Origin of the sequence: Rubrobacter aplysinae, from assembly GCF_001029505.1 — a bacterium.
Classification (GTDB): Bacteria; Actinomycetota; Rubrobacteria; order Rubrobacterales; family Rubrobacteraceae; genus Rubrobacter_A; species Rubrobacter_A aplysinae.
On the sequence record NZ_LEKH01000018.1, the window covers coordinates 26934 to 52696 of the forward strand.

Here is a 25763-nt window from a genome sequence, read left to right on the forward strand (position 1 = left end):
GAAAGGATGAAGAACATGCAGATACCGGGTAGAGCGATAAGCCGGAAGAAGTTCCTTAAGGTAGGTGGCGCCGGGGTCGCGGGCGCCGCGATGCTCGGCACCGCCGGGTGCGCCGGTGGAGGCGAAGAGGAACAGGGAGGGGACGCAAACAGCATCGGGTGGCAGGTGATACCGCCTTACTCGCCACAGGCTACAGACCAATCCCGCGTCGACTACATAGAGAGTTCCATCTCCGACTGGGAAGAGTCTAGCGAGTTCTCGATCAACCCACAGGTAAGCTCTTCAAACATCACGGCGGCGAACGCAAGACTCTTGGAGCAGGCCTCCCAAGGCCGGGCCCCGGATATCGCAATGGTTGACTCCTATCTATTCCCCCGCTTCTACGACTTCGTGCGACCGCTAGGCGAGTATATGGGTGACGTTTCCCAAGAGGACTATTTCCCGTTTGCCCGTGAGACCATGACTAATGGCGGCGACGTCCTTGGCCTCCAGTTCACCACCGACGTCCGCGTGATGTTCTATCGTACGGATCTCGTAGAGGAGCCGCCGTCCTCCTGGGATGAGTTACTCGAGGTGGGTCGGGGCCTCCGGGACCGAGAGGGGCTCGATCCCTTTCTCTTTCCCGGCGGCCGAGACGAGGCGACCGTAACCACCTCCCTACTGCCATACTTCTGGGCTCAGGGAGGGGAGCTCGTCGACGATGAGGGCAATCCCATCTTTGGCGAGGGTGAAAACCGTGAGAGTATGCTTAATTCCTTGAATTTCATAAGGCAGTGCGTCGAAGCGGGGATAACGCCCCAGCGGGTCACTGAGTATGGGACGGAGCCGGACCTGAATGGTGACGTTTCGTCAGGGAACACGGCGATGTTCCTGGGCGCCAACTTCCAGGTCGGCCTCCTCCAGGAGATAATGGGAGTCGAGGAGTTCAATTCCCAGTGGGCAGTCGCCCCCATACCTTCGATGGAGGGCGGCGACAACCATGCAACCACAGCGGGCGGCCAGATGTGGGGGGTCTTCACGGAGAACGAGGACAAGCAGCGGGCCGGCGTTGATTTCTTGAAGTCCGCCTTCGTAGGCAATCAAGGTATGGCTGGGTGGTGCAACGTGGGCGGCTACCTTCCACCCCGTCAGCCGGTCTTCGAAGTCTCGGACTACGAGGGAAATAAATACACTGACACTTTCCGGGAGCACCTCGAGATGTACGCTCGCAATCGTCCCGCCGCAGAGAGCTACCAGGACATCTCCACCCAGCTACAGATCGCCGTTTCGAACACGATCTCCGGGGAACGGAGCCCGGAAGATGCCCTTGAGGCCGCGGTTAACTCGGTGCAATCATGAGTTCTGGCACAACGGCGCCAGCGGCGGAGCGGCACCCGCCAGCCAACGGGCCTGGCAAACCGCCTAGTCAAAAGAGGAACAGGCTATCACGTATCAAGGAATCCCCTCTGCCATGGCTCTTGCCGCTTGCCCTCGTACTCGGGGTAACTTTTCTCTATCCCGTGTTCGAGATTGCCCGCCTGAGCTTCACCGACGCCAGCTTGGTAGGGACAGACTACTCTTACACTCTAGAGTCCTACATGTCACTGTTCGGTTCGCCGGGCTTTTGGAACATGCTGACCGTGACGGCGATCTTCGTCTCGGCTAGCGTAGCCTTCCAGATGCTCTTAGGTTTCGTTATAGCGCTGCTCATAGATCAGGGCGTTCAGCGAGGCCTCAAAGCTACGATCGTCACCCGGACAGCGGTGCTCACCGCTTGGGCCATACCCGGGGTGATAATCGGGATCATCTGGAGCATCCTGTACGAGCAGTCCGCTTCGGGAATTCTCAATTACATCTTTAGCTCGGTTGGGTTGGTTGCAGAGGCCTTACCATTCCTCTCGGATCCGGATCTCGCGCTCGCTTCGGTGACCGCGGCTAACATCTGGCGCGGTACGGCCTTCAGCATGATCTTGATCTATGCCGGCCTCCAGACCCTGCCGCGGGATGTACTGGAGGCCGCTAGAATAGACGGGGCAAATGCCCTCCAGAGACTGTTCCGGGTGGTTATCCCAATTCTCGCACCAATGCTTTTTATTAACCTCGTGATAGTAACCATCGAAACTTTTAACACCTTTGATATGGTACTAGCGTTAACCGGTGGTGGCCCGGGCCAAAGCACGGAGGTCATCGCGCTCAGCATCTACAATAAGATATTCCAGCAGTTCGACCTTGGAGTTGGGGCCGCAACGGCCATGCTGCTGCTGGTAATAAGCGCCGCCATGACGACTGTGTACATAGCGTTCATAGAGCGTAGTCAGGGGTTGGAGTAGCGTGAACAGAATACTCGCCAGTAAGGCGCGCCGGGAGTCGCTGATCAATGCCGCGCTGTACCTCTGTTTCGGGATAGTTACATTGTTCTTCTTGTTCCCGGTTTTCTGGGTGCTCTCGATGTCCTTGAAGTCCGTGCCACAACTCTTCGCGACCCCGCCAGTCTGGTTCCCTTTGAACCCGCAATTCGGGAATTATGCCTACGTGATCCAGAATACCTCTATAGTCGGGTATCTACTGAACTCGGCGTTAATAGTGGCCTTTAGTGTCGTGCTGACACTTATAATCGCAACCCTCGCGGCATACGGGTTCTCCCGGTTCATTTTCCGCGGCAAAAAGCTCTCTTTGATGGCTGTGTTGGTCTTCCAGATGGTCTCGCCGGTCGTTATAGCGATTCCTCTGTATCGGACTCTGGTAGCGCTCGGCCTATTGAATAACTTTGCCGGTCTGATTGTGGTGTATGTGGCCGTGGTCCTGCCATTCACCACCTGGTTCTTGAAAGGCTACTTCGACACGATCCCACACGACCTAGATGACGCAGCGTCTATAGATGGTTGTAGCCGCATACAACTCCTATGGAGGGTGCTGCTGCCGGTTTGTGCCCCCGGCATAGCTTCGTCAGCCATTATCGTGGCGGTATTGAGCTGGTCACAGTTTGTTGTGCCGTTCATCCTCCTGGATGATCGCACCATGTACCCAGTATCTGTCGGGCTCGTGAACCTGCAGTCAAACTCCGACGCGATAACTCTGCACTACCTTTCGGCTGCCAGCGTAGTCGCCATAGGACCCGTCCTGGTACTGTTCGTAATACTGCAACGTTACATCGTGGGTGCTTTGGCAAGCGGAGCAGTCAAGGGCTGAAACGCTCTCGCCTCTTTTGTGCCCTCTTGGCTGCCTGCTTAGCGGGATCATACTCCGCTAATCGGCAAAGTATGATCCCGCTAAGCAGAGAACTGACCTGCAGTATGGAAGCCTTAACCTTCTCATTTAAGAGACGAAGGTAAAGCCGGATCTAGCGTGACGTGTGCGCACTCTGTTCCAGGATCTGACGGAGTACTGCCTCCTCTGCGGCAAATTGCTCCGTAAGGCACTCGTTCACCGTGTCGGGCTGCTCTCGTACTGGTTCTCCCTCTACAGTCCGCGCCAAGTTGGCTTACGACCTTCTGCGAATGCGCGAGGACCTTCCCGAGCATCCTCGGATACCAGCATGCTCTCATAAGTGCGCATACTCCCGCTCCTTATATACGCGTAGGCTTCTTCGACGCCCAGATTCTCGGTGGCGGCCGTTATCTCCTTGAGGGCGGAGATAGCGAGTGGGGCTGCGCTGGCGACCCTCTGCGCCAGCCGCCTGGCCTCATCCATCAGCGTCTCCGCCGGCACCGAGGAGTTGACGAGACCCCACCGCGCGGCCTCCTCTGAGTCCATGCTCCGTCCTGTGAGCATCATCTCCATTGCTATGACTCGGGGTAGCCGCCTGGGCAGCCGGAACGCGCCACCGGCGTCCGGGATGATTCCCAGGGTTGTCTCGGGCAGAGAGAACTGGGCGTGGTCTGCTGCAACCACGAGGTCACAGGCCAGCGCAAGCTCGAAGCCACCGCCGACCGCGAGCCCGTTCACTGCGGCGATCACGGGCTTGTCGAGGCCAAAGAGCTCGGTGAGACCCGCGAAGCCGCCGGGACCGTGGTCGGCATCCACAGCCTCGCCTCCCGCAGCGGCCTTGAGATCCCAGCCGGCGGAGAAGAACCGCTCGCCAGCGCCGGTCACGATCGCGACTCTGAGTTCCGGATCGTCGCGGAAGGCGAGGAAAGCCTCGGCCAGTTTGCAGCTTGTCGCAGAGTCGATGGCGTTCGCCTTGGGACGGTCGAGCGTTATCTCAAGCACCCCGCCGCTCCGCTCGGCGCGCACGGCTTCCGCAGCGTCTGTCATCTCCAACCTCCGTCGTTTCGGGGGCTCACAACTACTCGGCTATTCGGATTGCATCCGGATCAGGGCATCGGCGGCGACGGCCCCCTCGCCGCGAGGCAGGACGAGCAGCGGGTTCACCTCAAGCTCCTCGATCTCGTCCCTGCGCTCGTCCGCGAAAGCGGAGATGTCGAGCACCGCCTGAACCGCTGCCTCACGGTCGCCCGCTGGACCACCCCGGAAGCCGGAGATCAGGGCCGAGACCTTCAACGAGTCCAGCGCGCGTGAGATCTCCGCCCTGCCCGCCGGGAGCAGCACCGTGGCGCTGTCCCGCACCAGCTCCGTCAGCGTTCCGCCGGAGCCTACCACCAGGGCCAGCCCGAAGCGCTCGTCCCGCCTGAGGCCGATTATCAGCTCCGCGACGGCGCCCCGGACCATCCGCTCGATGAGGAACCCATCCTCCCCGTTCGAGCCGTTGGAGAGGCCGGCGGCCGCCACACGCTCCACCGCCGTACGGACCTCACTGTCGTCGCGCAGGTCGAGCGCGACGGCGTCGTGGTCGCTCTTGTGCGCAAGCTCCGCCGCCACGGGCTTGACGACCACCGGATACCCGATGCCGGCCGCCACCCCGGCCGCCTCTCCGGCGGAGCTGGTACGGGCCTCCGGTACTCGGACACCGGAGGCGGCGAGCAGCCGCTTGCTCTCCCACTCATCCAGTAGCCGCGGTTTCCGTGGCGCCCTGCCTGGCGCGGCGGGCACCAGAGACTCCGCCGAGTCCTCGTCCGAGATCTCCCGCCGCCGCTCCGCGTACCAGGCCGCTCCGGCGAGGGCCGCGGTAGCTTCCGGAAGACCCTGCAACGGCACCACGCCACCATCTAGCAGCCTCTGCCGGGCATCCGACGGTAACAGCTCCGGGATCGTGCAAGCCACCGCCGCGACCTTGCAGGTCTCCTTCTGGGAGGAGATCAGGGCGTCTGCGGCGGCGTTCCAGGCGTCCACGTCCCATTCGCCGCCACGCGGGTAGTCCAGGGTGAGGACCGTGACGTCGAACTCGCCCCGCATCATCGTCGTAAAACACCTCTGCAGCTTCTCGCGGTCGCCCCACACCGCCGTGTTGTAGTCCAGTGGATTGGAGATGCTGACGAAATCTCCCAGCTGCTCCGCGAAGGCGGCCTCCTGGGAGTCGTCCAGCTCCGGTAGCGAGAGTCCCAGCGGGGCGGCGAGGTCGGCGAACATCGCCGAGTCGCCGCCGGAGCCCGCCAGCACCCCGATCTTCCTCCCTTTCAGAGGCCCGGTGTAGGCCAGGAGCTTGAGCGTCTCCAGGAACTTGGCCAGCGTGCCGGCGCGCACGATGCCGAGCCTCTCGAAGAGGGCGTCGTACAGCTCGTCCGGATCCGAGAGCGAGCTGGTGTGGCTGCGCGTGATCCTGGTGCCAAGACTTGAGGACCCGGACTTCAGGGCGACCACGGGCACGCCCCTTTCCTGGGCCCGCAGCGCGGCGCGACTGAAGGCGCCGACGTCCTTTATGCCCTCCACGTACAGCCCGATGGCCTGTACGCGGGGGTCCTCGATCAGGGCGTCCACGTAGTCGGCGAGGCCGAGCACGGCCTGGTTGCCGATGCTTATGACGTGACTCAGAGGGAGAGAGCGATCGGCCATCGTCACGTTCAGGCTAATATTGCCACTCTGGCTGACCACCGCCACGCCTCTCTCCGTGCGTTCTCCGCCGTGAAGGTCCGGCCACAGGGCCGGTCCTTCCAGATAGTTCAACATCCCGTAGCAGTTGGGCCCGACCAGCGCCATCTCTCCCGCCGCTGCGACTAGCTCCTCCTGCAACGCCTCGCCCTCGTGGCCCAGCTCGGCGAAGCCCGCCGCGTAGCACACGCAGCCGCCGACCCCGAGGGCCGCGAGCTCCCCCACTGCCTCGATGGTAGCCTCCCGCCGGATACCGACGAAGGCGGCGTCCGGCGCCTCCGGCAGCTCGGCGATGGACGGATAGCAAGGGTAACCGGCCAGCTCCTCGTACTTGGGGTTCACCACCAGGATGCGCCCCTCGTAGCCGAGGTCCTCGCAGTTATGGATGGCCCCCGCTAGATCCCGCCCCCCGACGAAGACGATGCTCCGGGGCGCGAGCAGACGCTGCACGTTACCTCGCGGTGTCAAGGTGTCCTCCATCAGTGAGCTCATAAGGTCTACCAGCCCGTGTACACGTCGAGGCCACGTTTCTTGATCTGGCCGCCGATTATCATGCGCTGCACCTCGGAGGTGCCCTCCCAGATGCGGTCCACCCGCACGTCGCGCCACAGCCGCTCGACGGGATTCTCCCGCTGGTAGCCCCTGCCGCCCATGATCTGGACCGCCTTGTCGCAGACCCTGCTGGCCATCTCCGAGCATTGTAGCTTGACCGCCGAGGCGCGGGCGTGAGCCAGCTTGGGGTCGGACTCGTTGGCGGTCTCCCAGCACACCCGGTAGAGCATGCTCTTCGAAGCCATGATCTCGACCGCCATATCCGCAAGCATGAACTCTATGGCCTGGAAGTCCCTTACCGGCTGGCCGAACTGCACCCTACCGGCGGCGAACTCGTTGGCGATCTCCGTCGCCCGGGTCGCCGCGCCCACGCACCGGGCGCCGATCGCGAGCCGCGCCTCGACGAACCAGTCCTTGGTGAGCTCGAACCCTTCGCCCACGTCGCCAAGTATCTTGTCCTCGCCGACCTCGACATCCTCCAGCACGAACTGCGGATGGCCCCACACGTAGTTGTGGGTGAAGCTCGGGGTCTTCTCCACCCTCACCCCAGGCACATCCTTGTCCACGAAGAAGACGGTGGGCCTGTCGGGGTCGCCGTCAACGTGGGCGTGGACGAGCAGATAATCCGCCCCACCGCCGTCGGTGAACCATTTCTCGCCGTTGATCTTGAACCCGCCATCTATGCGGTCCGCCCGGGTCTGCACGGCCCGCACGTCGGAGCCGGCGCCGGGCTCCGTGATCACGTACGCCTCGCGGCGCTCGCCCCGGCAGGTCGGCGCCAGGTACTCCCGCTTCTGCTCCGGCGTGGCGAACCGCATGGAAGAGGCCGGCTGCATCACCACGTTCCACAGCGCCCCCGTGGCCCGTCCGAGCTGCTCGTTTAAGAGCATCTGCTCGAAGTTGTCGTAGCCCTGGCCACCGTCCTCGGGTGAGTGGTTCACGGCGTTGAACTCCCAGTCCACCACCGACCGGGTAAGCTCCGAAATCCTCCCGGCGGAGAGCCCTCCCCCCTCCTCGCACTCCAGTTCGGCGGACACTAGCACCTCGTCCACGAAGGCCCGCGCCCGCGACTGAAGCCGCCGATGCTCCTCCGAGAGCGAGAAGTTAGTACCGTTCATAATGCTCTTCGACGAGACAGAGTCCACCAGATTCCTCCTCAACTACCCTAGTCCAGGGCTCGTCTACATAGGTGTCATCAATAGCTATTATTGTGAATCTTAAACTATACAGTAGAAATATGTAAAGGTCGGACAGACTTGCGCTCATTACGCTATATCGCTAGCATTACAGTAGATTTATAAGATCTCGTAGAGCTTGACAAAGACGACGAACATCCTCAGGGGGCAGCATGAACAGAGAGGTAATAGTGAGTTGCGCCGTTACGGGGGCGGGCGACACCGCCGGTAAGAACCCCAACGTGCCGGTAACTCCGCAGGAGGTAGCCGACTCTGCCATAGAGGCGGCACAGGCCGGGGCGGCGGTGGCCCACATCCACGTCCGTGACCCGGAGACGGGCGAAGGCTCCAACGACCCGGCCCTGTTCCGGAAGGTGGTGGAGCGCATCCGGGAGTCGGACACGGACGTGATCATAAACCTCACCGCCGGGGGCGGGGGTGACTTCCTGCCAAACGACGACGATCCGGGTGTGGGAGCCGCGGGTACGGACGTGCAAAGTCCCGAGGAGCGCCACGCCCACGTAGGGGCGCTATTACCGGAAATGTGTACGCTGGACTGTGGCTCGTACAACTTCGCGGACTTCGTATATTTGAATGCGGAGCCCTGGATCCGGCGCCAGGCGAGTCTTATACAGGCGGCGGGGGTAAAGCCCGAGATAGAGTGCTTCGAGCTCGGCCATGTTAGGCTGGCCCGCCAGCTAGTAGAGGATGGGCTGGTGGATCATCCGCCATTTTTCCAGATATGCCTCGGCATCCCGTGGGCTGCGGAGGCCAACACAGAGACCATGCACGCCATGCGCGACGCTCTGCCGGCGGAAGCCCGGGATGCGGGTAGCTGGTGCGGCTTCGGCGTCGGCCGGATGCAGATACCGATGGCCGCACAGTCGGTGCTCTTAGGCGGCAACGTGCGGGTCGGCCTCGAAGATAACCTGTACCTCGAAAAGGGCGTCCCGGCGACCAACGGTGCTCTTGTAGACAGGGCCGTCGGCGTCATAGAGAGCCTCGGCGCCAGGCCAGTTACCCCTACCGAGGCCCGCGAGAAGCTCGGGCTGAAGGTACAGGAGGCCAGGGTCTGAGCAACGTTAGTAAGCACCCATAACCCATCTTGAAGAAGCCGAAAAATGCCGGGAGGAGCGAGAGTGACCGACGAATATCAGGGTAGAGCCAGCACGGTCTGCCTCGTAGGGGCGGGCGTCATAGGCTACGGCTGGGCGGCGCGGTGCCTGGCGGCCGGCCTGGACGTGGTCGCCACCGATCCCGCACCGGGCGCCGAGGAGAGCATCAGGGCCGGAGTGGAGAATGCCTGGCCCGCGCTTGAGCGGGTTGGCCTCGCGGAAGGTGCGGGCAAGGAGAGGCTATCTTTCACAGCCGATCTGGAAGAGGCGGTCGCCGGGGCGGATTTCGTGCAGGAGAGCGTCCCGGAGCGGGAGGAGCTCAAGCAGGACGTGCTCGCCCGCATAGACGCCGCCGCGCCAACGCGGGCAATCATCGCCTCAAGCACCTCGGGTTTTCTACCCTCCACGCTACAGAAAAAGTGCCAGCACCCCGAGCGGGTGATGGTTGGCCATCCTTTCAATCCCGTGTATCTGTTGCCCCTTGTAGAGGTGGTCGGAGGCGAGAAGACCTCCCCAGAGAACATACAGAGGATGATGGGCTTCTACCGCTCCATTGGCATGAAGCCCCTTCACGTAAAGAAGGAGATAGACGGGCACCTCTCCGACCGCCTCCAGGAGGCGCTGTGGCGCGAGAACCTGCACCTCGTAGCCGAGGGCGCCGCCACCACCAAGGAGCTGGACGAGGCCATAGTCTACGGTCCCGGTCTCAGGTGGGCCCTCATGGGGGTCAACCTGACCTTTCACATGGCCGGAGGCAAGGAAGGCATGTCGCACATGCTGGCTCAGTTCGGGCCCGCACTGGAAGCTCCCTGGACCAAGCTACAGGCTCCTGAGCTAACAGAGGAGCTGAAAGAGAGGATGGTTACAGGCACCACCGAACAAGCCGCGGGGCGCTCAGTCGCCGAGCTTGAGCGTCGCCGCGACGAGTTCTTGATCCGACTCATGGAGCTGCTCCGGGAGTACTGGCCGGAGAACGAGATCTCCGGTAACCCTAAGGACGGAGAGCGCAATGCCGGAGCCTGAGAACACCGGGCTCCCCTACAACGCTCCGCTGCGCCTGCACGAGGCGGAGGTACTTCCCGAGTGGGTGGACTACAACGGGCACATGAGCGAGGCGTTCTACGTGCTCGTCTTCGGCCACAGCACCGACGCACTGCTCAACTACATTGGCATGGATGCGGAGTACCGGGAGCGTAGTCGGTGCTCGCTGTACACGCTAGAGGCCCACGTTAGCTATGTGCGGGAAGCCCGTGAGGCTGAGCCCCTGCACGTGACGACCCAGCTCCTTGACCACGATCATAAGCGCGCCCACCTCTTCCACTCGATGTACCACGCCACGGACAGGAGGCTGCTCGCCACCGGGGAGGTCATGATGCTCAACGTGGACAACACTGAACCCGCGGGACCACGCTCGGCGCCGTTCTCGGAGGAGATCTCCTCCACCTTGAAGGGAATCAAGGCCTCTCACGACTCCCTGCCCCTACCCGAGCAGGCCGGTCGCGCAATCGGCATAGAACGCCGGTAGCCTACTATGGGGGCCTCTATGGGTCTCTCCTCGTAATGGATATTCCGGCTAGCCTTGTTGCTGGCTGAGAAAACTACACGTAAGACGCCCCCGGCAGGCTAGAGCTCGCCGGGGGAGTCCGTTGGACGTCAGTGTCAGCTGTGGCCTCCGTTAGCGGCGCTGCTCCTGGCCGGCGGAGACCTTCTCTTGTTCCTCGCCCATGGCTACAGGCTCTGGAGTATTCGCGTTGTCCGCTTCTGTGGCGGGAGTTCCGCCGGACTCGGCCTTGTCGTTTATCAGCCACTTCCTGAAAGACAAAACCATCAGGAGGAGGATGAATAGTAAGGGGAAGGCGCTTATAACGGTCAGCGTCTGCAGCGGCTCCAGGCCGCCGCCGTACATCATCACGATCGCCACGGCACCGAGCATAGCCGCCCAGAAGAGCCTGTGCCAGCGGGGCGGCTCCTCCTCGGGTCCGAGCTCGCTCGAGGCCACGGAGGCCAGGGCGAACGACGCCGAGTCGAGCATGGTCGCCAGGAAGACCATCGCCAGCACGAGGAACACCACCAGGACGAGGCCGCCAAGCGGCAAGCCGAGCACGGTCGCTATGATAGCCGCCGGGGCTCCCTCGTTCTCCAGGATGTCTGTTACCGGGACCACGTTGTTAAGCTCGAAGTACAGGCTCGTATTGCCGAGGATTGCGAAGGCGGACCAGGTGCCCAGGCTGCCCGCCAGGCACATGGCGAGGATCACCTCCCGCATGGTCCTGCCCCGGGAGATCCGCGCGGCGAACAGCCCCACGAACGGGGCGTAGGCGATCCACCAGCCCCAGTAGAAGACGGTCCAGGTCTCGGTGAATCCCGAATCTCGGATGGGGTCCATGTAGAAGCTCATCTGGACGAAGTTCTGGAGCAGGAGGCCGACGCTGTTGGTAAAAGTCGTCAGGATGAACACGGTCGGCCCGGCTACTATGATGAATACACCTAGCGCCAGAGCCAGGTAGACGTTGAGGTCCGACAGCCGCTTGAGGCCCTTCTGCAGGCCGAGATACGCGCTGAGCCCGAAGATTGCGGTCCAGATCACGATTATCCCGGCGTCTAGCGTGATCCCCTGCGAAACGCCGGTCAGCTCGCCGAGTCCTTCGGAGATCATGGGCGTGGCAAGCCCGAGCGAGGTGCCCACGGCACCTATGAGCCCGAACACGAAGAAAACGTCTATGATCTTGCCGATCCAGCCGTCCGCGTGATCCCCGAGTATCCCCCTACAGGCCGCGCTCAAACGGAGTATCGGCTGCTTGCGCACGTAGAAGGCGTACGCGATCGGCAATGCTGGCAGGCAGTAGATGGCCCACGCGGTGAAACCCCAGTGAAACATCCCGTACGTGGCCGCCCAGTTTCCGGCCTCCACGCTGCCCGGCTCCAGCCCGAACGGCGGGGACGTATAGTAGTATGCCCACTCTATAACTCCCCAGTACATGATCCCCGAGCCTATGCCGGTCGTGAACAGCATCGCTATCCAGCTCGTAGTGGAGAACTGTGGTCGGGTATCCGGGTCGCCGAACTTCAAGCGCCCATACTTGCCGAACGCCAGATACACCAGCAGGCCGAATACCGCTATCGCGAACCACATGTAGAGCCAGCCAAAGCTACCCGTGATAAACGATAACATGCCATCCAGAATCGCCGTGCCCCGTTCCGGACCCAGCAAAAGCGGTGCGCAAATGGCAGCCACCAACAATAAGGAAAGCCAAAATATCCTTTTCTCAACACCGGGTTGCCTCAAACTCGTCTCCCTTCAACCAAAGATCTACTGTAATCCTAATGATGTACAGTAGAAAATGCAAATGAATGTTTTCTAGGGGGCTCCAGCCCCGGGTGACGAGCCCCGGTCAGAATTGAGGCAAACACGGATTCTGACCGGCCGTCAGCCGTTGTCTAGTTTCTTAGCAAGCTGGCAAACTCCGTGCTTTCATCCATCTATGACCTCTCAAGCGGTATGCGGGTATCGCCAGCTTCGATTTGGCCAGGATGGTCTGCGGTTTTGTTAATGTACAATTCGATTATCTTGGCTGCGGAGACCAAACACCATTCATGGCGCGAGGAAGATGCCGAGCCTAAGGATACCTTGGACAGCCCGGGCGACGGCGCGCACGGGATCTCGATTGGTGAGACTGCACGATATATCGGGGTCTCAACGCAGGCACTTAGAGGCTGGGAGAACGAGGGCCTGATCAAACCCCGGCGTAGTCAAGGCGGGACCAGGTATTACAGCCGACAAGACCTCGAGCGGTTGCGTGGGATCCAGCAACTCAGGGAGATTCATGGCTTGAACTTCGCCGCCATCCGAAGAGAGCTCGGCTCTGTAGAAGATAATGGCTCTGCCGAGGAGCCCCAAAGTGAGCTCCAGGCCAGGCGGCTCGGGGAGCGTCTCCGCAGCGTGCGTCTCGGCGAGAGCAAAACCTTAAAGCAAGTCTCCGAGGCGACCGGACTCTCCGTATCCTTTATCTCGGCCCTGGAACGCGGGCACTCCGGCGCTTCTATCGCGACCCTGCGTAACGTGCTCGGGTTCTACGGACTGCATTGGAGGGAGGTATTCGGAGACCCGGTCGAGCACCGCTCCCGACTCGTCGGGCCCCAGGACAGGCCTCTGACCCGATGGCCGAACGGCCTCCGTTCAGAGGGCCTCACCACCACCGGCTCCCTGATGGACCCGGCCGTCATGCACTTTCCTCCAAATACCGGTAGCGGTGAGCATTTCTCCCACTCCGGCGAAGAGTTTATCTACGTGCTCTCTGGCAGACTTTTCGTCGAGCTGGATGAGCCCGGTCGTGAGACGAAAGTTTATCGTTTGGGGAGCGAGGATTGTTTGTACTTTCCCTCTTCAGTACCCCATACTTGGTGGACCGAGGAAGAGCAAGCGACGGTCATATACGTCGACAGCCCTCCTTCCTTCTAGGCGCCGCGGTCTTTCTCCAAAATATGTCATCAGGATAACGGCCAGTTTTGATACAAGTCAGTTTGTAGCGTAAAAGCCAAAGTAGCTTACAATACCCCGATAGCCGTGTAGACGGCGGTTACGACCATGAACCCGGCGAAGCCCAGGCGTAGCGCCCGCTCCGGCAGCGGGTCGCGCAGCCTCACCCCGAGCCAGGCCCCGACGATCGCGCCCAGGATCAGGGGCGGCAGCTCCGTGAGATCCACTACCCCGACGAGGATGTATCCTAGTGCCCCCACGGCTCCCGCGGAGAGCACCACCGCCAGGCTGGTCGAGACGGCGGTCTTGGTGGTGAGGCCCATCCCGAGCACCATCAACGGCACCATCAGCACTCCGCCGCCGACCCCCACCAGCCCCGAGAGCGCCCCGATTCCCACCCCGGCGGCGAGCACCAGCGCCACGGGTATCCGCTTGCCCTCTCCCGTACTCTCCGAGCGGCCTTTGGCCGTGGGATAGGCGAGGGCCAGCAGCAGGGCGGCGAAGGCAAGCTCGACCACCGCATCCGGGGAGATGCGGCTTACGGCGACCCCTATGAGGGTCGAGGGCGCGACGGCGAGCGACAGCACCCCGGCCGTACGCCACTGTACCGGGTTCTCGCTGCGGGCGTTGCGGATGGTGCCCGAGAGCGAGGAGAACACGATGATCGCCAGGCTCGCGGCGACCGCCTCGGTTATGTTCCAGCCCGCAACGTACAACAGCGCGGGCACGAACACGATGCCGCCGCCGACCCCCACCAGGCCCGAGAGAGCGCCGCCGCAGACCCCGAGCACCGCCAGAAGTATTAGCTGAGAGGAATCCATGTTTACAAGATCACCTTTATCTCATACCCTTCCTCTCCCAACAACGTACCTCCTACGAAGCGAGCAGAGAGAAGGTACGTTAGGCAAAAGTTTTGCCTAACTCCGTATTACCCTCAAGCCTACTAGCCTTCACTGAGCTAGCGCGCAGCCGTCTTTGCGAGGATCGCTACCGCAGGCCCGTACGCCGTCCTCATAGACCCGGATTAGCTGTGCGCCGCCGGTAGGGATCTCGTAAGGGGCGCCGATCCGGACGTCGTGACCTAACCTCCGCAGCTTTTCGGCAGCTTCCTCTGAACCCCGGTCTTCCAGGAGCAAGGTGCCTCTATCGTGGAAGTGGCGGGGGTGATCCACGGCCTGCTGGGGGCTCATGTCGTAGTCGATCAGGTTGGCGAGCAACTGTACGTGTCCCTGGGGCTGCATGTGGCCGCCCATCACGCCGAAGGTGGCCCACAGATTATCGTCCTTGGTGGCCAGCCCGGGGATGATGGTATGCAGGGGGCGTTTGGCGGGCGCCAGGGCGTTCGGGTGGCCTTCGTCGAGATGGAAGGAGTATCCTCTGTTTTGCAGACACACCCCGGTCCCTTCGGCCACCACACCGCTCCCGAATTTCATGAAGAGGCTGTTTATGAACGAGCAACCGTTACCCTCGGCGTCCACCGCGCACAGGTAGGTAGTATCGGTACCGGAGACGGGTTCGGCCTGAGTAGCGGCTTTACCCAGGGAGATCCGCTCCCGGAGCCTCGCTGCGTACTTCTTGGAGAGAAGCTCCTCGGTCGGTACCTCCGAGAACTCCGGGTCCCCGATCAGCCCGTGCAGGTCGGCGTAGGCGAGTTTTTTGGCTTCCGCTTCCAAGTGAATGCGTTCGGCGGAGAGCGGGTGGAGCTCCCGTAGTTCGTATCCCTCCAGGATGTTCAGCATCTCAAGAGCCGCTATCCCCTGCCCGGGTGGCGGTATCTCGTGCACCTTCACGCCCCGGTAGTCGGTGGAGATGGGTTCCACCCAGGTGGTCTCGTGGGAGGCGAGGTCCTCCTCAGCCAGATAGCCTCCAGCTCTCTGCACGGAGCGTGCGATGTTTGCGGCGACTTCGCCCTCGTAGAAGGCGTCGGCTCCGCCTTCCATCACGGCCCGGATCGTGCGGGCCAGATCAGGCTGATGGAACATCTCGCCGCTCTCTGGCGCCCGGCCCCGGGGAAGGAACGTCTTCACTGCGGCTTCGTCGCGTCCTAGCAGCTCCTCGTCCTCTTTCCAGTAGCGGGCGACTACCTCCGAGACCGGATTTCCTTCCTCGGCCGCCTCCCGGGCAGGCTCTAGTAGCTTAGAAAGGGATAGGCGTCCAAGGGAAGATGCTGCATCCCCCCACAGCCTCACGGCGCCCGGCACGGTCACGGTGAGGGCGCCGCGCTCGGGCATATGTTCCACGCCCCGGCTCTTGAGCTTCTCGACCGTCGCTGATCGTGGGGCCCGACCGGAGCCGTTTGCCCCGATGACCCGCCCGGTCTCCGACTCGTGGAAAAGGAGGAAGGCGTCTCCGCCCATCCCGGTGGTCATAGGCGCGACCACCGCCATCGTGGCTGCCATCGCCACACAGGCGTCGGCAGCGTTACCCCCAGCATCTAGAACGCGGATACCGGCGAGGGCGGCTCGCGGGTGCTCGCAGGCTACCGCACCTTTCGTCCCCAGTACTGTTGAACGGCCTCCAAAATCCGGACGTTGACCATCATACTGCTCCATAAATTACGTTACTCGCTTTCTCCAGAGCTTGCTCGCATCAACCCGTGGATCACGAATACATCCTTGGGGAGCTTCTCAGAATAGACCCACTATCTCCCTTACCGCGAGCACGATGAATAGCAACACCGCGAGTGTCATTAGGGCGTTCGAGACGATCTTGTTCCGATACTCGCGCGCTATATTGCCGCGGTTCAAGAGCCAGAGCAGCGTGACGGCCATAAACGGCAATAGTAGAGCGCCCAGGGCGGCGTAGATGATTACCAAAAGTACAGGTTCTCCAAAGGCGAACAACAGCATGGGCGGGAAGGTGCACCACAAGAGGAAGCCGCGGAAGTAGATGCTCTTCTCAGAGAGGTACTCCTGTGCCTGATCCTCGGGGACCCGGCGCACGGTCCTGACGTAGTCGGCGAAGAGGTAGGCCGCGGCGTTCCAGCCCCCGAGTATCGAACTGCTCACGGCTGCCCAGAACCCGATGAGAAAGAGCCATTTCGCTAGTGCGCCGAACTGCGCCTCTAGCGGATCGGAGACAGCCACAAGACCCTCTTCACCGCTGATGTTAGTACCGGTTCCAAAGAGAAAGCTCGCGCCTATGATTAGCATGGAGATCATGAACAAAGCAGTCACTATGTAGCCAACGCCCGAGTCTACCCTCATCACCGGTATCCACGATGAGCTTCTCCAGCTGCGCTCGCGTACCCAGTACGTGTAGGCAGCAATCGAGTACGTCCCGCTCACGCCGCCCACGACGCCCAAGGCGTAGACCAGAGAGCCCTCCGGTAGTGTGGGCACAAAACCTGCTGCGAGATTTTGTGGGAGCCCCGGGAGTAAGAATACCGCGAGCCCTACTACGGTTATGAACATCAGCACGATAAAGGTCTCCATTAGACGCTCGAAGAGTCCGTAGCGACCTATTAAGAGAATCAGAAAACCCGCCACACCATGGATTATGGCCCAGCCATAGATAGGCAACACGCCGGGTATCATCGCATCGGCGGCGAGCGCGGCCGCCGAGGTAACGGCAGCGCCATAGAAAAATATGACCAGGAAGAGATAAACAACGAAGTAACCACTCGCCCAGCGGCTGATTGAGTGCCAGCCTTCGAGGATGGTAGTGCCCGTCGCCATGTACCAGCGACCGAGCCCCTCGACCAGCGAAAGCTTGATAAGCGCTCCGAGAATGATCGTCCAGAGAAGCGCTGTCCCGTAGCGTGTGCCTGCAACCAAAGAGGTAACCATGTCTCCAGCCCCCACACCACCAGCTGCGAGGATAAGCCCTGGGCCCACGATCTTGAGCTTGCCTCTTAGAGTAGTCGGCGGGTTCTCGCGAGCTACGTCAGTAGTCCCCCCTGTCGAACCCTCGGTAACATCGGCCATCAGGCCCCCTAATACGCGATGGTTTCCATTCCCCACCAAACATTAGACAACGAAAGAAAGCGTTAAGCAAACTACGAATCATGTCCTAAACGGCATCGCCGCGACCCCGGACCGGCGGTATCTCATCACTGTGCAGTCGAGCACCATAACTTGTACCGCATAGACACGGCCACCAAAGAGGTTATCCAGATAGATACCGGAGGAGCCGACCTCACCAGTGGTGATGGCATCTTGCTCGATGGCCGTACCCTGTACGTGGTCCAAAACGAGCAGGAGCTGATCGTTCCCATAGAGCTCTCTTCCGACTACTTGAGCGGTACGGCTGGCGACGCCTTCACAGAGGACGCCTTCATGTACCCGACTACCATCGCCACCTACGACGACCGCCTTCTCGCCGTAAACTCGCAGTTTGGAGCCCAGGAGAGCGGCAACTCGGAGCTGCCGTTCAACGTCTCCAATATGCCACTCCCCGAGCAGGCGCAGAGTAGCGTGGGTGAATCGGATCTTCCGGAGACCGGCGGAGTGTCTTCCGTTCTTCTAGCCTTCTGCCTGATGCTAGCGGGACTCTCCATACCGGCTGCCGTCTACGCGATAAGACGTCTTGGAAGCTCAAGAAGCACGTAGCGCCGGAGGCTAACTAGTTGCTACGCGGTGCGCTCTTCCACCGGGAATGACCCGTCCAGATAGAGGAGCTCCTCTAAAATCCTCCTAGTCGTCCTCTTCCTCATCGTCATCATCTTCTTCGCCGCCGCACCCCACGGCGCCGATGAGCACGAGTGCTAGAAGCCCCGCACTCCCCATCCTGACGAAACGCCTTAAGAACTGCTGCCGGCTCTCGATCATGGCTCCCCCTCCGCTGCCCCTGCAAGTCTATAGCTCTCTGCGATCTCACCGCGTCCAACCTCGGCCGGTTTCATGGTATGCAGGGTGTACACCGTGGTCAATAGTGATACATGAGATATAGACACCACGAGCAATGTGCTGGATACTTGGTAGCTTAGCGAGCAAGCAGCGGTGAAGTTTAGGAGGAGGTGAGGTTGGCATGAGGTCCTTTTACGACATGCCGGATACCACTACCGACCATAGCGACCGTAGTAGAAGCGGAAGAGCCGGGTGGTGCCATCAAGGTTTCTATTTATTCCAGCGCTCGTTTCGCTGGCATTCATAGTGTTCGCCGCTCCGGCGGTGCTGGCGCAGGACGACTCCGATAACGATTCCGACAATGGCTCTTTCAGCTCTACAGATAATGGCTCGGATACCGACAACGACGATGATTCCGACAATGGCGGTGGCGGCGACTTCGATAACGATGACCAGACTGTCACCGGGCAACAGTACGACTCAGAGGATGGAAGAGTACAGACTCCGGCTACAGGAGGGGTGCCACTACTGCCTGTGGCTGCCGCGAGCCTGATACTGCTAGGCTGCTGTATGTTTATGGGTACGCTCATGGTAAAGAGGCTACTCGTACGCGGACCGACTGGCTGAGGTCCCGTAAGAGTAAGGCCTTACGTAGCAATTGTTTAACGAACTAGGGAGGCTTGATGGGTGAGAAGCAGGATAGGGATATTGAGAAGATCTACTCTACCTCCGAGTTCGTAGCGAAGCTGCGTAGGTTGGCCGACTCACTAGAATCCGGCGAGCAGTTCGAGATCCAGGTAGCCGGAGAAAGGATCTACGTTCCCGCCCGAGCCGAGTTCAACATCGAGCATGAGAGGGAGGGCGGCGAAGAGGAGATCGAGTTTCAGCTCAAATGGGCCGATCAATAATCTCTGGATTAGGCCCATGCTGCCGTCTCTGGTTTCCTGTACAGACATACAGGCATAGCAACGCAAAACGCTATAATCTTATTGAAGTGAGCACTGTAGGTATGGTCGAGAAGACAATCCAGAGTTAAGGTCCGTCAAGATCCGAGCGGAGTACCAAGGCTCCTCCGGAGTCCCTCACGGAGACCGCCTCGGCGTTCTCCCGGAGCACCGCCCCGTTTAGGTTGCACTCCACAGGCTGCTCAGCATCGCCAATCAGCGTGCCGGCTGAGGCGCGCGTGCCGTCCTCGCCAAGCACCTCTACCGTGTACCTCTCGTCTTCTTCTAAGCCCTCCATCTCCAGTATCACCTCGGTACCCCAGGTGTGGGCCACTACCTCTCCGTCAGCCGAGATTCCCTGGGGCTCCGTGGTGAAGGAGATGGGCTCCACGTCGCCGAGGCCTGGCTCTTCCGGTGCCGTGGGTATGGCCCATATACCTGCTACTGCAAGCAATACTACGGCTACGGAGGCGGCGATGAGACTCGGGGCGCTAAGCCGTCTACGACGTCCATGGTGCCTATGGCGCGGGTGATCGTTCTCTCCCGCCCGCTTGCCCGTCGCGACGGCTACGACCCTGTCTTCGAGAGCGGGCGGGGGAGTCTGATCCAGAGTATGCTCGACTTCGGGGTGTGCCGAGTCACGATCTTGGACGAGCGTGGCGGCGACCTGCCCTAGTTCCTCGGCCTCTTTCCGGCAGCTCTCGCAGTGGGCGAGGTGGCTTTGTAGCTCCCGCTCCTCCTCGCCTTCCAGATGCCCTAGTGCGTAGGCCCCCAGTAGCTCCTTGTAGTACCGATGGTAGTTATCCGTCATTGAGAGCTCTCCGGCTGTTCTGTCTCTTCGAGGGCCAGACGCAGGATCTTCAGGGCATAGTACATCCGGCTGCGCAGGGTCCCGGCCGGTACCCCAAGCTCCTCGGCGAGCTCCGCGTAGCCGCGGCCCCGGTAATGGACCTCCACTATGACCGTCCGGTGGTCCTCGCTGAGCTTGGATAGTGCTTCCTCAAGACGCAGCCTGAGAACTACGGTCTCCACCTGATCCTCACCTTCCGAACTCGCGCTTTCCAACTCTGCATTTGGTCCGCCGGCGGCCGACTGCAATTCCTGCGGTTCGTCTCCCGGACCAGAAGGGCGCACCGCTCTCGCACGGGCGGCGTCCACGATCAGGTTGCGCGCTATGGCAAACAGCCACGTCCTTAGAGAGCCTCTTCGGGCGTCGAAGCGCTCCCTGTTTCGCCAGTACCGGATGAAGGTCTCCTGAACAATCTCTTCGGCAAGACTTCGGTCGGCGAGCGAGCGTAGCGCCAGGCGAAAGAGCTCCCGTGAGTGCTCCCTGTAGGCTTCGCGCAATCGTGTTTCGTCCTCGTCCTGGTCCCCGTTTCGCCGCCGTAGCCGCGAACCGAGACGGCGTATGGAACCTATGGACCCCCCACCGGCACCTGGATCGCTCATCTACCACCATACACACCGGGGACTGCAGATTGTGGGGACTCTGACCATGCACCGACCTCCCAAGGGTAAATCTCCTGACCCTCCCAGCATCCAAAACGGGCCTCGCCTTACCATTTTTGCTGATGCGGCGCTAGCCTTGAAGATATCCTCTGTCCCGAAGAGCAACGGTCGGACCCATGTTAACCGACTGGGTGGGCCATGCTCAGACTTTGCGAGCTTCAAGAAAGCTATAAAGATTATAAAGCTAGACTTCAACACATCCTCCGGCAGTGGAAGAGCCGTAGAGGACAGATGGGCGGGAGCCGGAGTCCCCGCCCATCATTGACCGACCGTCGCTGACTTGTCAGCCTCTCGTCGGGTTTTCTGCCCTTTAGTGCGTTTAGGCGCTGTTACGCCGCACCAGCGCGCGGGCGGAGAACCCGGCGGCTAGCAACGCGAGTCCGCCAAAGAGAGCCACTGTAGCCAGAGCCCCCACAGAAGGACCTCCCGTGTCCGGTAGAGCGTCCATCTCGTCCATCTGCGTCGTTGGGATGGCGAGATCGGAGACGTATTCGCCCCCGCCGATGGTGCCGATCTGGCTGGTCGCACCAGACACGACGTCGACGCTGTAGAGCACGGAAGGCTGGCCCTCGGCGCTCTGTATTGCGGCGAAGCCCCTGTCCGAGCCACCGAGCGAGGTGATGTCAAAGCCCGTGAGCGTGGTGAAGCCGGGGCTCAGGGGACCGATGGTGTTTAGCACCCCGTCGTTTGGCGGGTCCTGCTGGACATAGTTGCCCGTTGCGAGGTCGAAGTCGTAGAGGGCGGTATTCTCGACATCCGGGAGGTTGTTGGCGTAGGCGCCGTCAACCACGTTCGGGCTCACACCGGCGTTCGGGTCGCCCGGAGCATAGGCTAGGGTCCCGTCTACGGTGGTCTCTCCGGTCTCTACGTCAACGCGCAGGTTCTGCGAGGTGTCGCTTACGATCCTGAGGGCATCCGCCGAGGGGTTGAAGTCCACGCCAAAGACGTTGCCCTGGAGCGCGACACTCAAGGGCGCGACGGCGGTCGCGGCCCCGGAGGCCGGGTCTATGGTGTATAGCTGGCTGGTGGAGCCGACCCCGTAGAGCTCCCCGGTAGCCGGACGGAAGTCTATGCCTACCAGGCTCTCGCCCTGCGCGAGACCAGAGACCGCCACGCGCGAGTCGATCTGGGACGAGGTGCTACGGTCGAAGCCCACAAGCTCGCCCGAGGTGTTCAGGGCGTAGGTGGTGCCACCCGAAGCGCTTCCGTAGCCGCTTTGTGCAGCCGCGTTCGAGGTGGCCCCAAGGAGCAATCCTGCTACGAGGACGATAGCCATTAGCGCCAGGACCGGCCTCGACATGCCGGATAGCCTGGAGCGTACGCTTAGTGCGTTCACTATAGAGATCCTTTCCATGTTGTTGTGCAGCGTTTCTTTTTCTTTTCCGGCCCTCGAATCATAGAGCCCGCCTCGAGCGATCCGCCGGGGGCGGTTCCGGACACGAGCAGCCAACCCCTGTTGTTTACTTCCCTTTTAATTATGCTGGACTCTGACTCCCCCTTCGCATAGACTTCTATAGAGGGGTTACGTACTGTGAGAGGGTCGTGTTCAACGCTGTGGTCGGAACGGGTTAATTTTCCACTCTCTTCTATCCAGAGGCATCTGCAGGAGGGCTCTGTGGTCTTGTACTCTCCGGTATGCCCTTATGCGTTGTTGACTCTATTCGGTCTTCGCGGCGTCGGTGTAGACGACCACGTTGAATGAGGCTCCTTCGGGCATCGCCGCACGGTCCTGGTTGAAGATCGCCCACCGCTCTCTGCCAGCGTCGTACCAGACCCCCACCGGGTGATCGTTGTAGACGCCGCCTCCGGCACCATCGCCGTCGGGGTTCCAGTTCTGCGTGATCGTAATGGAGGCCTCGGGGTTGCCGTTTGCCACCGGGATGTCCAGGTAAGTGCTGTTCGCCGAGATATTTCCGGTATCTGCGCTGTGGACCAGCACCCGGGTGGACTGCGCAGAGTCAATACCCTCGCCAGATGAAGTCGTGGGGTTCGTAGAGCCCGAAGCGCCGCTATTTGGACTATTTTGGGAGTCGGCCTCCGCGTACATCGCCCTCAGATCACCCCCGTAAAGGCCCCAACCTGCTGCAGCAAGTAGTGCGGTGAGCGAGATTGCGGCGAGAAACCGCCTGCGTCTGACTCGGCGGGCCCTAAGCCGGACGGCGTTCGGGGCGGGTGGCTCCTTCCGAGCCAGTAAAGTCCCCACTATCTTCTCCGGGATTGCTGTAAATAGTCGGGAGCCGGCGCGATAGACCCGGGACAGCCCCGAGGCGGGTCGGGACCCGGATACGGCGGCCGCTTCGATTGCGGCTCCCCGAGCTTCCAGCTCTTCCGCGACCGCTGCGGCCTCTGCAGGACGCTCCGTGACGGATTTGGCGAGCAGTCTCAGGGTCAGGTCGTTCAAGGCATCCGGGACGCTAGGGTTAAGCTCGCTCGGGGCCACAGGCGGCTCGTTTATGTGCCCGAGCGCGACGGCGGTCTGTGAATCGCCACAAAAGGGGGGCGTGTCGGTGAGCATCTCGTAGAGGACCGCGCCCAGAGAGTACAGGTCGCTACTTTTACTAACCGCCTCACCCTTTGCCTGCTCAGGGGACATGTATCTCACAGTTCCGTGTATGCCCCGGGCCTCCGTCGTGGAGGCGGGAGAGCAGGCTATGCCGAAGTCCGCTACCTTCACGCCTCCCGTACTCGTCAGTAGCGTGTTCTGGGGCTTGATGTCGCGGTGGATGACGCCTTGGGCGTGCGCCGCCTGCAAAGCGCGGGCGATCCCGGCCGCCGTCGCCGCCGCGTCTTTCGGAACCAGCGCGCCGCCTTCACGCAGCCTGTCCTTCAACGTTCCGCCCCCGGCGTACTCCATGGCGAAGAAGGGACGCCCTGCTTGCGAGGAGCCGAGCTCGTAGATCTGTACGATGTTCGGGTGCGACAGCGAGGCCGCGCTGCGCGCCTCGTCCTTAAAGCGTTGCGCACAGTCGGATTCGCTAGAGTACTCCTCCCGCAGAATCTTTAGCGCTACCTGCCGGCCCAGAAGCCGGTCAGTTGCCCGGTAAACCTCTGCCGTAGCCCCAGAGCCCAGGCGCTCCAACAACACATACCGCTCCTCCAATACGGCATGGTGCGTTTTCTCGGTCACGTTCTCTCTCCGGTCGATGACGAAGGTTCAGGTCGTGTACCCGTAATACGTATGAGACGCCCAGAGCGTTCATTCTCAAAAAGCGAAGCGCTGAAAGTAGGTGTCGGTAGGCCCTGCGTTGTCTTCGCCCCTGCTAGTTAGAACTTGCGCTTCTCATTAGCAACTCTTGTTAGCAACTGCTGGCAGCCTTCTTTCATCATTTTCTATTAGTAAGGAATTTCTTAGTAAGTCTATGGTGTTCATAACAATCTCTAGGCAGGTTGGGCCCCGGGGTGACCGTCTTCGACCATCCAGGAGGTCAGGGTGGTAGCCGGGGCCTCAGGATTCTCTACGATACGGTAGTCGGTTCGCCAGAGTCTCTTATCCACGGTGCAGCGCACGTAGCCGCGGTGATCCCCGTCAAAGAACCTGACATGCGGGTTCTCCGAAAGGGCTGCTTGGACCTGGCCGGCCCACGGACAACCGGAGCTTATAGACGTCCCGACGAACTCGGCGGCGAGCGTCTCGGAGTCCGGGTTGTCGAAGTCAGCTTTGAGGTCGTTTACGAAGCTCGCGTGCCAGTCGCCGGAGATGACTAACGGGTTTGACGGACGGCTCCGGCCCACGAAATCCAGCAGCCGGTCGCGGGCGGCGGTGTAGCCGTCCCACTGGTCGTGGTTTATGCGTTCTCCTTCTCCGGGCTGGTAGTCATACCGGGCCATCATAGTCTGCTGGGCGATCACGTTCCAGCGTTTCTCCGAGCGGGCGAGGCCGTCGAAGAGCCACTTCTCTTGCCGGGAGCCGGTCATGGTCCGGGTCTCGTCCCGGCTCGCCGGCTGGCGCAGGGCGATGAGCCGGCCGTCTGCCTGATCGGTCCTGTGCTGGCGGGTGTCTAGCACGTTGAACTCCGCTAGCTCTCCGAAGGCGTGGCGGCGGTGTATGCGCATCCGGGGGCCGCGGGGCATCGCGGAGGGCCGCAAGGGCATGTGCTCGTAGTAGGCCTGTAGGGCAGCTTCTCTGAGCTTGAGAAACTCGTCTGAGGGCTCGTCTTTTTCGGAGGTCTCTCCGGCCCAGTCATTGTCTACCTCGTGGTCGTCAAACACGGCGATGAATGGGAACGAGGCGTGGGCCTCCCTAAGTTCCGGGGCGCTCTTGTACAGGGCGTGCAGGTTGCGGAAGTCTTCTAGGGTGCGCGTATCTTTTCGTTCGTAGATATAGTCGCCCAGGTGAACCACGAAGTCCAGATCCTCCCTAACCATCCCGCCGTATGAGGGGTAGTGCCCGTCTTGCCAGTCCTGGCAGGAGGCGTAGGCAAAGGAGAGACCGGAGTCGCCGGAGCCTGGGGCGGGAGCCGTTTTTGTGCGGCCGGTCGGGCTGATCTCCTCGCCGGCCTTGAACCGGTAGTAGTACCACCTTGCAGGTTCGAGTCCCTCCACCTCGGCGTGTACGGAGTGGGCGAGATCCGGAGCGGCGCTAGCCGTCCCCCGCCGGGCGATCCGCTGGAAACCCTCGTCGTGGGCGATCTCCCATCTCACAGGGACCTCCACCTGTGGCATCCCTCCGCCGCCCGAGGCGTTCAAGGGCTCGGGAGCCAGCCGGGTCCACAGCACCACGCCATCTGGCCTGGGGTCCCCGGAAGCCAAGCCCAGCGTAAAAGGAGGCCCGGATAGAGAAGAGCCGCCGCACAGCTTCGGCAGCGTAGCCACGGGTACGAGCAAGAATCCGGCGGCCACTTTCCCGCCGGTTCCAAGAAAGGTCCTGCGGCTTATGCCTCCGGCACTACTATCTTCTAAGGCTTATCCCCTTTGCGGCCTACGAGAAGCGGTCCCGCTGCTTCCTCCATCCCGCCACCCTAATACCTTTGATAACGGCGCGTTATTTAAGGAGTAGTGTAACTTTGTGGCAAGCAGTAAGAAGCCCGGCATGAGCGCCGCCAGTACGATGCCGGCCTCTATTAGATTGCTGGGCCTACAACAATTTCCACAAAACGACCGTTTCGCGGACTCCTGAAGACCAGTTCCATAAATCGGCGGTTCCCGGAGCAAGGGTGTTTGTAAACCCATCCTTACAGCATGTTGCGGTAGAGATGGACTGGTGAGAACATCGCTGCATGAACGGTTACTCAGAAGACCTGCGAAGCAAGATAGCCACTGCCGTGGAGCGCGGGAGGTCAAAAGCCCAGGCTGCCCGGACC

General features: G+C 61.3%; 23 protein-coding genes. 10 read left to right on the forward strand and 13 right to left on the reverse strand.

Annotated features, from left to right (window positions below):
* Positions 1–6: 6 nt before the first annotated feature.
* The 3 genes from ABD53_RS13640 (at position 7) to ABD53_RS13650 (ending at position 3168) form a co-directional block, all read left to right on the forward strand.
* Complete coding sequence (locus ABD53_RS13640) at positions 7–1338, forward strand: extracellular solute-binding protein (protein ID WP_160309699.1); 1332 nt, start codon at positions 7–9, stop codon at positions 1336–1338.
* 239 nt (positions 1339–1577) lie between these two features.
* Entirely contained in the window at positions 1578–2309 is a 732-nt protein-coding gene (locus ABD53_RS13645) for a carbohydrate ABC transporter permease (protein ID WP_235401632.1), read from the forward strand.
* A 1-nt stretch (position 2310) separates the two neighbouring features.
* A complete protein-coding gene (locus ABD53_RS13650; protein ID WP_235401636.1) occupies positions 2311–3168 on the forward strand; it encodes a carbohydrate ABC transporter permease in 858 nt (285 codons plus the stop codon).
* Positions 3169–3438: 270 nt separating this feature from the next.
* Here ABD53_RS13650 and ABD53_RS13655 read toward each other — a convergent pair whose 3' ends face one another.
* Genes ABD53_RS13655 through ABD53_RS13665 form a run of 3 tightly spaced genes read right to left on the reverse strand, consistent with a single transcriptional unit; the run spans position 3439 to position 7601 of the window.
* Positions 3439–4233 carry a carnitinyl-CoA dehydratase gene (locus ABD53_RS13655; RefSeq protein ID WP_047866390.1) on the reverse strand — a complete coding sequence of 265 codons (795 nt, stop codon included), beginning with the start codon at positions 4231–4233 and terminating at the stop codon, positions 3439–3441.
* Positions 4234–4272: 39 nt separating this feature from the next.
* Positions 4273–6372 carry an acetate--CoA ligase family protein gene (locus ABD53_RS13660; RefSeq protein WP_160309700.1) on the reverse strand — a complete coding sequence of 700 codons (2100 nt, stop codon included), beginning with the start codon at positions 6370–6372 and terminating at the stop codon, positions 4273–4275.
* Positions 6373–6401: 29 nt separating this feature from the next.
* Entirely contained in the window at positions 6402–7601 is a 1200-nt protein-coding gene (locus ABD53_RS13665) for an acyl-CoA dehydrogenase family protein (protein ID WP_200900395.1), read from the reverse strand.
* A gap of 203 nt (positions 7602–7804) precedes the next feature.
* Here ABD53_RS13665 and ABD53_RS13670 point away from each other — a divergent pair, with 203 nt between their 5' ends.
* The 3 genes from ABD53_RS13670 (at position 7805) to ABD53_RS13680 (ending at position 10271) form a co-directional block, all read left to right on the forward strand.
* Positions 7805–8707 (forward strand): BKACE family enzyme, encoded by a 903-nt coding sequence (locus tag ABD53_RS13670; protein WP_047866367.1) that lies wholly within the window; start codon positions 7805–7807, stop codon positions 8705–8707.
* Positions 8708–8770: 63 nt separating this feature from the next.
* Entirely contained in the window at positions 8771–9769 is a 999-nt protein-coding gene (locus ABD53_RS13675) for an L-carnitine dehydrogenase (protein WP_235401639.1), read from the forward strand.
* Positions 9756–10271 (forward strand): thioesterase family protein, encoded by a 516-nt coding sequence (locus tag ABD53_RS13680; RefSeq protein ID WP_047866369.1) that lies wholly within the window; start codon positions 9756–9758, stop codon positions 10269–10271. The genes ABD53_RS13675 and ABD53_RS13680 overlap by 14 nt, the downstream gene beginning before the upstream one ends.
* Positions 10272–10421: 150 nt before the next feature.
* On the opposite strand, the gene ABD53_RS13685 is transcribed toward ABD53_RS13680, so the two are convergent.
* Positions 10422–11981 carry a BCCT family transporter gene (locus ABD53_RS13685; protein ID WP_200900396.1) on the reverse strand — a complete coding sequence of 520 codons (1560 nt, stop codon included), beginning with the start codon at positions 11979–11981 and terminating at the stop codon, positions 10422–10424.
* A gap of 315 nt (positions 11982–12296) precedes the next feature.
* Here ABD53_RS13685 and ABD53_RS13690 point away from each other — a divergent pair, with 315 nt between their 5' ends.
* Positions 12297–13205 (forward strand): MerR family transcriptional regulator, encoded by a 909-nt coding sequence (locus tag ABD53_RS13690; RefSeq protein ID WP_235401645.1) that lies wholly within the window; start codon positions 12297–12299, stop codon positions 13203–13205.
* Positions 13206–13291: 86 nt separating this feature from the next.
* On the opposite strand, the gene ABD53_RS13695 is transcribed toward ABD53_RS13690, so the two are convergent.
* The 3 genes from ABD53_RS13695 to ABD53_RS13705 form a co-directional block, all read right to left on the reverse strand.
* Entirely contained in the window at positions 13292–14044 is a 753-nt protein-coding gene (locus ABD53_RS13695) for a sulfite exporter TauE/SafE family protein (protein ID WP_053058092.1), read from the reverse strand.
* Positions 14045–14173: 129 nt separating this feature from the next.
* Positions 14174–15775 (reverse strand): gamma-glutamyltransferase, encoded by a 1602-nt coding sequence (ggt, locus tag ABD53_RS13700; RefSeq protein ID WP_047866371.1) that lies wholly within the window; start codon positions 15773–15775, stop codon positions 14174–14176.
* Positions 15776–15850: 75 nt separating this feature from the next.
* A complete protein-coding gene (locus tag ABD53_RS13705; RefSeq protein ID WP_084709689.1) occupies positions 15851–17149 on the reverse strand; it encodes an Nramp family divalent metal transporter in 1299 nt (432 codons plus the stop codon).
* A gap of 150 nt (positions 17150–17299) precedes the next feature.
* On the opposite strand from ABD53_RS13705, the gene ABD53_RS13710 reads away from it, so the two are divergent.
* The gene (locus ABD53_RS13710; RefSeq protein ID WP_047866372.1) at positions 17300–17773 is read left to right on the forward strand and encodes a hypothetical protein; all 474 of its coding nucleotides are present in this window, start codon (positions 17300–17302) and stop codon (positions 17771–17773) included.
* A gap of 84 nt (positions 17774–17857) precedes the next feature.
* Here ABD53_RS13710 and ABD53_RS17840 read toward each other — a convergent pair whose 3' ends face one another.
* The gene (locus ABD53_RS17840) at positions 17858–17992 is read right to left on the reverse strand and encodes a hypothetical protein (protein WP_268778293.1); all 135 of its coding nucleotides are present in this window, start codon (positions 17990–17992) and stop codon (positions 17858–17860) included.
* A 270-nt stretch (positions 17993–18262) separates the two neighbouring features.
* Here ABD53_RS17840 and ABD53_RS13715 point away from each other — a divergent pair, with 270 nt between their 5' ends.
* Together ABD53_RS13715 and ABD53_RS13720 are read left to right on the forward strand one after the other, a co-directional pair.
* On the forward strand, positions 18263–18637 hold the full coding sequence (locus tag ABD53_RS13715; RefSeq protein ID WP_160309701.1) for a hypothetical protein: 375 nt from the start codon (positions 18263–18265) through the stop codon (positions 18635–18637).
* Positions 18638–18693: 56 nt separating this feature from the next.
* Positions 18694–18918, forward strand: coding sequence for an amphi-Trp domain-containing protein (locus ABD53_RS13720; protein ID WP_047866374.1), 225 nt, complete (start codon positions 18694–18696; stop codon positions 18916–18918).
* Between the two features lie 124 nt (positions 18919–19042).
* Here ABD53_RS13720 and ABD53_RS13725 read toward each other — a convergent pair whose 3' ends face one another.
* The 5 genes from ABD53_RS13725 to ABD53_RS13745 all read right to left on the reverse strand — a co-directional run bounded on the left by ABD53_RS13725 (position 19043) and on the right by ABD53_RS13745 (position 25302).
* Entirely contained in the window at positions 19043–19765 is a 723-nt protein-coding gene (locus ABD53_RS13725; protein WP_047866375.1) for an anti-sigma factor family protein, read from the reverse strand.
* Entirely contained in the window at positions 19762–20403 is a 642-nt protein-coding gene (locus ABD53_RS13730; RefSeq protein WP_047866376.1) for a sigma-70 family RNA polymerase sigma factor, read from the reverse strand. The genes ABD53_RS13725 and ABD53_RS13730 overlap by 4 nt, the downstream gene beginning before the upstream one ends.
* Positions 20404–20782: 379 nt before the next feature.
* The gene (locus ABD53_RS13735) at positions 20783–21799 is read right to left on the reverse strand and encodes a DUF4394 domain-containing protein (RefSeq protein WP_053058093.1); all 1017 of its coding nucleotides are present in this window, start codon (positions 21797–21799) and stop codon (positions 20783–20785) included.
* A gap of 321 nt (positions 21800–22120) precedes the next feature.
* Positions 22121–23590, reverse strand: a complete 1470-nt coding sequence (locus tag ABD53_RS16185) for a protein kinase domain-containing protein (RefSeq protein ID WP_053058094.1) — start codon at positions 23588–23590, stop codon at positions 22121–22123.
* Between the two features lie 251 nt (positions 23591–23841).
* Positions 23842–25302, reverse strand: a complete 1461-nt coding sequence (locus tag ABD53_RS13745; RefSeq protein ID WP_200900397.1) for an alkaline phosphatase D family protein — start codon at positions 25300–25302, stop codon at positions 23842–23844.
* Between the last annotated feature and the right edge of the window lie 461 nt (positions 25303–25763).

Bases quoted from the DNA above. Each gene is read 5' to 3' on its own strand.
- ABD53_RS13695 (WP_053058092.1), bottom strand. From the start codon at position 14,044: ATGGATTCCTCTCAGCTAATACTTCTGGCGGTGCTCGGGGTCTGCGGC.
- ABD53_RS17840 (WP_268778293.1), bottom strand. From the start codon at position 17,992: ATGATCGAGAGCCGGCAGCAGTTCTTAAGGCGTTTCGTCAGGATGGGG.
- ABD53_RS13645 (WP_235401632.1), top strand. From the start codon at position 1,578: ATGTCACTGTTCGGTTCGCCGGGCTTTTGGAACATGCTGACCGTGACG.
- ABD53_RS13705 (WP_084709689.1), bottom strand. From the start codon at position 17,149: ATGGCCGATGTTACCGAGGGTTCGACAGGGGGGACTACTGACGTAGCT.
- ABD53_RS13670 (WP_047866367.1), top strand. From the start codon at position 7,805: ATGAACAGAGAGGTAATAGTGAGTTGCGCCGTTACGGGGGCGGGCGAC.
- ABD53_RS13655 (WP_047866390.1), bottom strand. From the start codon at position 4,233: ATGACAGACGCTGCGGAAGCCGTGCGCGCCGAGCGGAGCGGCGGGGTG.
- ABD53_RS13680 (WP_047866369.1), top strand. From the start codon at position 9,756: ATGCCGGAGCCTGAGAACACCGGGCTCCCCTACAACGCTCCGCTGCGC.
- ABD53_RS13690 (WP_235401645.1), top strand. From the start codon at position 12,297: ATGTACAATTCGATTATCTTGGCTGCGGAGACCAAACACCATTCATGG.
- ABD53_RS13730 (WP_047866376.1), bottom strand. From the start codon at position 20,403: ATGAGCGATCCAGGTGCCGGTGGGGGGTCCATAGGTTCCATACGCCGT.
- ABD53_RS13725 (WP_047866375.1), bottom strand. From the start codon at position 19,765: ATGACGGATAACTACCATCGGTACTACAAGGAGCTACTGGGGGCCTAC.
- ggt (WP_047866371.1), bottom strand. From the start codon at position 15,775: ATGGAGCAGTATGATGGTCAACGTCCGGATTTTGGAGGCCGTTCAACA.
- ABD53_RS13720 (WP_047866374.1), top strand. From the start codon at position 18,694: ATGGGTGAGAAGCAGGATAGGGATATTGAGAAGATCTACTCTACCTCC.
- ABD53_RS13640 (WP_160309699.1), top strand. From the start codon at position 7: ATGAAGAACATGCAGATACCGGGTAGAGCGATAAGCCGGAAGAAGTTC.